The following is a 6,879-nucleotide window of genomic DNA, read 5'->3' on the forward strand; positions in this document are numbered from 1 at the left end:
GCCGAGAAGGCGCGCAAGGAGGCCGAGGCCGCGGCCGAGGCCGCCTACGCCGCCGCCGAGGAGGCGGCGACCGCACGCGCCAAGGCCGAGGAGGCCGCCAAGGAGGCCTACGAGGACCGCAAGGCCGCCGACGCCAACGCCGAGGACCACGCGATGACCCGCGCCGCGGCCGAGGCCGCGGCAGCGGACCAGTACGCCGTGGCGGCCGAGGCCCTCGCCGCCCGCACCGAGGCCGAGGAGGCCGCGCTGCGCGCCTTCAAGGCCGCCGACGCCGCCAACGACGCCCGTCTCGAGGCCGAGAAGAGCGCGAAGCAGTACGCCGAGTTCGCCGCTGCCGCCGCGCACGAGGCCAACGAGAACGAGGAGCGCTACCGGCAGCTCACCGAGCTGGCCTCGCAGGCCGAGCAGGCGGCCGAGGCCGCCAACCTCGCCCGGATCGCGGCCGACCAGCGCGCCTCCGAGCACGCCGACCTCGCCGTGCAGGCGCTGGAGGGCCGGCGCGCCGCCGAGCGCGCTGCGACCGAGGCCAACGAGGGTCGTCGCGCGGCGGAGACCGCGCTGCGTACCGCCCACGAGTCGATGACCGAGGTCATCACCGCGCAGGCCCGTGAGCGCGAAGAGGCCGAGCGCCGGATGACGGAGATGATGAATCGTCTCGCCGAGGTCCAGGAGCAGGCCGCCGAGGCCGTGCGCCTGCGGGCCGAGGCCGAGGAGGTCGCCGGCCAGAAGGCGATCGACCGTCAGGCCGTCGAGGCCTCGATCCTGCACAACACCCAGCTGGTCGAGCAGGCCATCGTGGACCGGCAGATCGCCGAACGCCGCAGCGCCCAGCTCGCCAAGCAGCTCGCCGACCTGCGCGAGGCCGTCATGCTCGCGGTCAAGGGCGGCAGCACCAACAAGCGCGCGATGCAGGCTCTCGAGCTCACCCTCGCCGCGACGCCGAACCCGCCGGAGGCGAGCCTCCCCATCCCGGACGCACCCGCCGAGCGCCTCGTGGTCGAGCCCCTCGAGCAGCCGGTCGAGCGCCGCCCGGTGGTCGAGCCTGTCGAGACCACCGCGCCCGCACCGGTCGCCTCATCGGCCGCACCCGCCGCAGGTCCCCCGACCGCTCCCGTGAACCTGCCCGAGCGACCGACCGGCAAGAAGGAGGGCAACAAGAAGTCGGCGGCGCCTCAAGATGCGCTCGCCGACCTGCCCGACACCCCGAGCGATTCGCTCCCCCAGCGCTCGAGCGGCTGGCTGGCGGCGGTCAAGCTTGCCGAGTCCGGCAGGTTCCCCGGGGCCAAGATCCCCGGCGCCGACACTGTGCCCGAGCCGACCAAGCCTGCTGACGAAGCGCCCGCCGCCGAGGGCGAGCGCGAAGTCGAGGCCGCCCCCGCCAAGAAGCTCACCGTCCGCACCTTCAAGCCCGAGGACGGCTCGCTCATGACCGAGAGCACCGTCACGGTCACCGAGGAGGGCGTGCTCGACGTACGCAAGGACGAGCAGACCCACACCTACGACCTCTACGACACCCACACCGACATCACCATCAAGGGCGAGCCGGCGACCGACGAGTGGGTCGTCGAGTTCAACACGGACGAGGCCGGTGCGGTCCAGGTCGACAAGTCGATGGTCGACGCCGAGGCGTTCCAGCGGGAGGTTCTCCGCTGGCGCCCGGATATGGCCGGCTGAGCGGCTCGCTGGAATACCCGGTCAACCGGGTATTCCTGCACTTCTCAGGCATTGCAACACCTGAGAAGTGCAGGAGTTGCCCGAGAAGTCAGAGGTTGTCGCGCAGGACCTGCGCGATCTCGAGCACAGCGGCACGTGACGTACGCCCGGCGCCGACCACGTTCAGGAACCCGTGGATCTGGTCGGCGAAGCGCTTGTGCGCGACCTTGACCCCGGCCTCCTCGAGCTTGGCGGCGTACGCCTCACCCTCGTCGCGCAGCGGGTCGAACCCCGCGGTCGCGACGTACGCCGGGGCGACCCCGCTCGTGGGGATCTCCGCGTGCAGCGGGGCATGGCGCGGGTCGCGGCGGTCGGTGTCCTCGGGCAGGTAGTTGCTGGTGGCCGCCGCGATGAAGTCGGCGGTCAGGTAGAAGCCCTCGCTCAGATCCTCACGGCTGCGGGTGTTCGCCTCCGACTGCGTCACCGGGTAGACGAGCAGCTGGAACGCGCAGGCCTCGCCGACCGCGAGCGCGACGCCGGCCGCCAGGTTGCCGCCGGCGGAGTCGCCACCGACCCCGATCCGGGCCGGGTCCGCACCGAGCTCGGCCGCGTGCTCGACCGCCCACCGGAACGCTGCGACCGAGTCGTCGTACGCCGCCGGGAACGGCGACTCCGGCGCCAGCCGGTAGTCGACCGAGAGGATCTTGACGCCGGACTCGCTGGCCAGCAGCCGGCACGGAGCGTCGTGGCTGTCGAGATCACCGAAGATGAAGCCGCCGCCGTGGAGGAAGACGAGCAGCGGAGCGTTGCCCGACGCCCCCTCCGGGACGTAGAGCCGCGCCTTCAGCCCCGCGACCCAGAGCTCACGCACCGACCCGATCTCCTGACGACCGCCGCCGAGCTGCGACTGCCGCAGCAGCGCGACCCGCCCCTTCGGGATCGGCAGCGTGGACGGGTCCGGCTCCCCCGACACCTTCATCAGCGCGAGCATCATCTGCGTGTCCACGGCGAGCGTCTGCCCGTCGTACGTCACCGGCTTGCCGACGATCCGCCGCTGCACCGCGGCCGGCAGGTTCAACGCCGCCGCGAATGCCAGCCCCTTGAGCGGGGTCACCACAGGCGCCACCACGGGATCGATCACGGACGACGCGCGCTGAAGAATCGACATGCGCCCAAACTACCGGTTACCAGGGACATCGTGTAGCAGGTAGTTCACCAGACGATCTCCGGAACGTACCGTGGAATCGACGGTTTCAAACCCACCCTCGGATGAAAGACTGGCCCCATGAGTCTCGACCCGCAGGCCCCCACCCGCTCGGCCGAGGACACCGTGAGCCTGACCGCGGTTCCCGACCAGCCGTTCGACGTCGAGCCCGAATACCTCCCCGACCACGAGGCGCTGGCCGAGGTCGAGAAGTACGAGGACCGCTTCCTCGATCGGGAGCTGTCGTGGCTGCGGTTCAACGAGCGGGTGCTGGAGCTGGCGGAGGACGACACGCTGCCGCTGCTGGAGCGCGTACGTTTCCTGGCGATCTTCACCTCCAACCTGGACGAGTTCTTCATGGTCCGGGTGGCCGGGCTGAAGCGGCGGATCGCGGCAGGGGTCGCGGTCCGGGCCGCATCCGGGCTGATGCCGCGCGAGGTGCTGGAGCTGATCTGGAAGAAGACGCGCGAGCTCTCCGAGCGACACGCCCACGTCTTCCGCGACCAGGTCAAGCCCGCGCTGCTCGAAGAGGGCATCCAGCTGCTGCACTGGGAGGACCTCACCCCCGAGGAGGTCAAGGCCTGCAAGAAGCTGTTCAAGGAGCGGGTCTACCCGGTGCTGACCCCGCTGGCGGTCGACCCGGCCCACCCCTTCCCCTACATCTCCGGCCTCTCGCTCAACCTCGCGGTCCGGCTGCGCGACCCGAAGACGAAGAAGAAGCACTTCGCCCGCGTGAAGGTGCCGCCGATCTTCACCCGCTTCGTGCCGCTGGGCGACGACCGTTTCGTGCCGCTCGAAGAGGTCATGCGGGAGCGGCTGCACAAGCTCTTCCCCGGCATGGAGATCCTCGAGGTGCACACCTTCCGGGTCACCCGCAACGAGGATCTGGAGGTCGAGGAGGACGACGCCGAGAACCTCCTCACCGCGCTGGAGAAGGAGCTGCTCCGGCGGCGCTTCGGCCCTCCCGTACGCCTCGAGGTGCAGGAGTCGATGACCGCCTCGACGCTCGACCTGCTGGTCTCCGAGCTCGGCATCTCCGACAAGGAGGTCTTCCGGCTGCCCGGTCCGCTCGACCTGCGCGGGCTGCACGGCATCGCCGACATCGACCGCGAGCAGCTGAAGTACCCGGCGTTCGTGCCGACCACCCACCCGGCTCTGGCTCCCGTCGAGAGCGCCGCGCCGGTCGACGTCTTCAAGGCGGCGCGGCGTGGTGACGTGCTCCTCCAGCACCCCTACGACTCGTTCGCGACCAGCGTGCAGCGCTTCATCGAGCAGGCGGCGGCGGACCCGCGGGTGCTGGCGATCAAGCAGACCCTCTACCGCACCTCCGGCGACTCCCCCATCATCGACGCCCTGATCGATGCCGCCGAGGCCGGCAAGCAGGTGCTGGTGCTGGTCGAGATCAAGGCGCGGTTCGACGAGGTGGCCAACATCCGCTGGGCGCGCAAGCTCGAGCAGGCCGGCTGCCACGTCGTCTACGGTCTGGTCGGCCTGAAGACCCACTGCAAGCTGGCGATGGTGGTCCGCGAGGAGCCCGACGGCACCATCCGCCGCTACACCCACATCGGCACCGGCAACTACAACCCCAAGACCTCCCGCCTCTACGAGGACATGGGGCTGATCACCACCAACGAGGACATCGGCGAGGACGTCGCCCACCTGTTCAACAACCTCTCCGGCTGGAGCCGGGAGGCGACGTACGGACAGCTCCTGGTCGCCCCCGGCAACGTACGCAGCGGCCTGATCGAGCAGATCCACGCCGAGATCGCCCACCATCTGGCCGGGCGGCCGGCGAGGATCCGCCTCAAGGCCAACTCCGTCGTGGACGAGGCCGTCATCGACGCGCTCTACCTGGCGTCGCAGGCGGGCGTGCCGGTCCAGCTGCTGGTGCGGGGCATCTGCGCACTCCGTCCAGGCGTGGAGGGACTCAGCGAGACCATCGAGGTGCGCTCGATCCTGGGCCGGTTCCTGGAGCACTCGCGGATCTTCTGGTTCGAGAACGGCACGCCCGACGACGGGGACGGTCCGAGCGCCTGGATCGGCTCGGCCGACATGATGCACCGCAACCTCGACCGCCGGGTCGAGGCCCTCGTACGTCTTCCCACACCGGAGCTCGTCGCCGAGGTCGGCGCACTGTTCGACCTGGCATTCGAACCGTCGACGGACTGCTGGATCCTCGGGTCCGACGGGACGTGGACCCGCAACCACGCTCCCAACCATCTCCAGGCGATGCTGATCACACGGCAGCGTCAGCGCAGGCGCGCCTCGGCGGGCTGAACACGCCCTGGCTTTCGTCGTGTCAAGCGGACTCGCCTAACATGAGCCCGCAGGTCTGCCTCATCCAGCCAGGAGCCCCCCGTGCGTTTCCGAATCCGCCCGGTCGACACGTCGTTCTACGACCTGTTCACCGAGTCCGCCAACCACCTCGTCGGCGGTGTCTCGCTGCTCGCCGAGATGCTCAGCGACAATGCCGACCGTGAGGACGTCGCACGACGCATGCGCGACGCGGAGCATGCCGCCGACGAGACCACCCACGAGCTGATCAAGAAGGTCAACTCCACCTTCGTGACGCCGTTCGACCGCGAGGACATCTACGCCCTCGGCTCCGGTCTCGACGACGTGATGGACTCGATGGACGAGGTCGTCGACCAGATCTTCGTCTACGGCGTCAACATCCTGCCCCCGGAGCTCTCCGACCAGGTCACCGTGCTCCAGCGCTGCGCCGAGCTGACCGCCTCCGCGATGCCGAACCTGCGCTCGATGAAGGAGCTCTCGGAATACTGGATCGAGATCAACCGTCTCGAGAACCAGGGCGACAAGAACCACCGCCGCATCCTCGCCAAGCTCTTCTCCGGTGAGTACGACGCACTCGAGGTCCTCAAGCTGAAGGACATCGTCGAGTCCCTCGAGGACGCGATCGACGGCTTCGAGAAGGTCGCGAACACCGTCGAGCAGATCGCCGTCAAGGAATCCTGAGCCTGCTCAGATGGAACTCGCCATTGTCATCGCGGTGGTCGTCGTCGCCCTGGTCTTCGACTACACCAACGGCTTCCACGACGCCGCCAACGCCATCGCGACCTCCGTGTCCACGCGCGCACTCACGCCGCGCATCGCCCTTCTGCTCGCGGCGGTGATGAACTTCGTCGGCGCCTTCCTGGGCCAGAAGGTCGCCCACACCGTCTCCGACACGATCACGCCACCATCGGGTGCGCATGGTCTGACCGTCGTGATGGCCGGCCTGCTCGGCGCCATCGCCTGGAACATGATCACCTGGTACTTCGGCCTGCCCTCCTCCTCGTCGCACGCCCTCATCGGCGGTCTGGCCGGTTCGGCGATCGCCGCCGGCGCGTTCGTCAACTGGTGGACGGTGCTGGAGAAGGTCGTCATCCCGATGTTCGTCTCGCCGTTCGTCGCCTTCGGCCTCGGCTTCGGCGTGATGCTCGCGATCATGTGGATCTTCCGCCGTGCCAACCCGCACAAGGCGCAGAAGGGCTTCCGGATCGCCCAGACGATCTCGGCGGCCGCCATGGCGCTCGGTCACGGCCTCCAGGACGCCCAGAAGACGATGGGTGTCATCTTCCTCGCCCTGGTCACCGGCGGCTTCCTCTCCGAGGGTGACGGTCTCCCGTTCTGGGTCATCGCCGCGGCCGCCACGGCGATCTCGCTCGGCACCATGTCCGGTGGCTGGCGCATCATGCGCACCCTCGGCCGCCGCATCATCCACCTGGACCCCTCGCGCGGCTTCGCCGCCGAGTCGGTCGCCGCCTCGGTGCTCTACACCACCGCGTACGTCTGGGAGGCCCCGATCTCGACCACCCACACGATCACCTCGGCGATCATGGGTGTCGGCGCGACCAAGCGGTTCTCCGCGGTCCGCTGGGGTGTCGCGAAGTCGATCCTCGCCGCCTGGGTCTTCACCTTCCCCGCCGCCGGCGGCGTCGCAGCGCTGACCTACCTGCTCTGCCACTTCGTCTTCCAGCTCCCGTAAAACCAAGCCGAGTCGGCGCATCTGACCCGTGTCT

4 protein-coding genes and 1 pseudogene are annotated in these 6,879 nt (G+C 69.4%); 4 read left to right on the plus strand and 1 reads right to left on the minus strand.

From position 1 onward, the window contains the following. Window positions 1-1,674 (plus strand): annotated as a pseudogene (locus tag ACFVJS_RS25050) (hypothetical protein); the annotation flags it as partial. 88 nt (window positions 1,675-1,762) lie between these two features. Here the strand turns inward: ACFVJS_RS25050 and ACFVJS_RS25055 are convergent. Continuing rightward, window positions 1,763-2,821, minus strand: coding sequence for an alpha/beta hydrolase (locus ACFVJS_RS25055; RefSeq protein WP_378886087.1), 1,059 nt, complete (start codon window positions 2,819-2,821; stop codon window positions 1,763-1,765). Window positions 2,822-2,938: 117 nt separating this feature from the next. Here ACFVJS_RS25055 and ACFVJS_RS25060 point away from each other — a divergent pair, with 117 nt between their 5' ends. From ACFVJS_RS25060 to ACFVJS_RS25070, 3 genes are all read left to right on the plus strand, one after another. Continuing rightward, window positions 2,939-5,134: an RNA degradosome polyphosphate kinase gene (locus ACFVJS_RS25060; protein WP_378886089.1), complete on the plus strand. Its 2,196-nt coding sequence runs from the start codon at window positions 2,939-2,941 to the stop codon at window positions 5,132-5,134. A gap of 81 nt (window positions 5,135-5,215) precedes the next feature. Beyond that, a complete protein-coding gene (locus tag ACFVJS_RS25065) occupies window positions 5,216-5,833 on the plus strand; it encodes a DUF47 domain-containing protein (RefSeq protein ID WP_378886091.1) in 618 nt (205 codons plus the stop codon). 10 nt (window positions 5,834-5,843) lie between these two features. Continuing rightward, window positions 5,844-6,845 carry an inorganic phosphate transporter gene (locus tag ACFVJS_RS25070; protein WP_165111312.1) on the plus strand — a complete coding sequence of 334 codons (1,002 nt, stop codon included), beginning with the start codon at window positions 5,844-5,846 and terminating at the stop codon, window positions 6,843-6,845. The last annotated feature ends 34 nt before the right edge of the window (window positions 6,846-6,879 follow it).

Origin of the sequence: Nocardioides sp. NPDC057772 (assembly GCF_042798075.1) — a bacterium.
In the GTDB taxonomy this organism is placed as follows: Bacteria; Actinomycetota; Actinomycetes; order Propionibacteriales; family Nocardioidaceae; genus Nocardioides.

Bases quoted from the DNA above. Each gene is read 5' to 3' on its own strand.
- ACFVJS_RS25070 (WP_165111312.1), top strand. From the start codon at position 5,844: ATGGAACTCGCCATTGTCATCGCGGTGGTCGTCGTCGCCCTGGTCTTC.
- ACFVJS_RS25055 (WP_378886087.1), bottom strand. From the start codon at position 2,821: ATGTCGATTCTTCAGCGCGCGTCGTCCGTGATCGATCCCGTGGTGGCG.
- ACFVJS_RS25060 (WP_378886089.1), top strand. From the start codon at position 2,939: ATGAGTCTCGACCCGCAGGCCCCCACCCGCTCGGCCGAGGACACCGTG.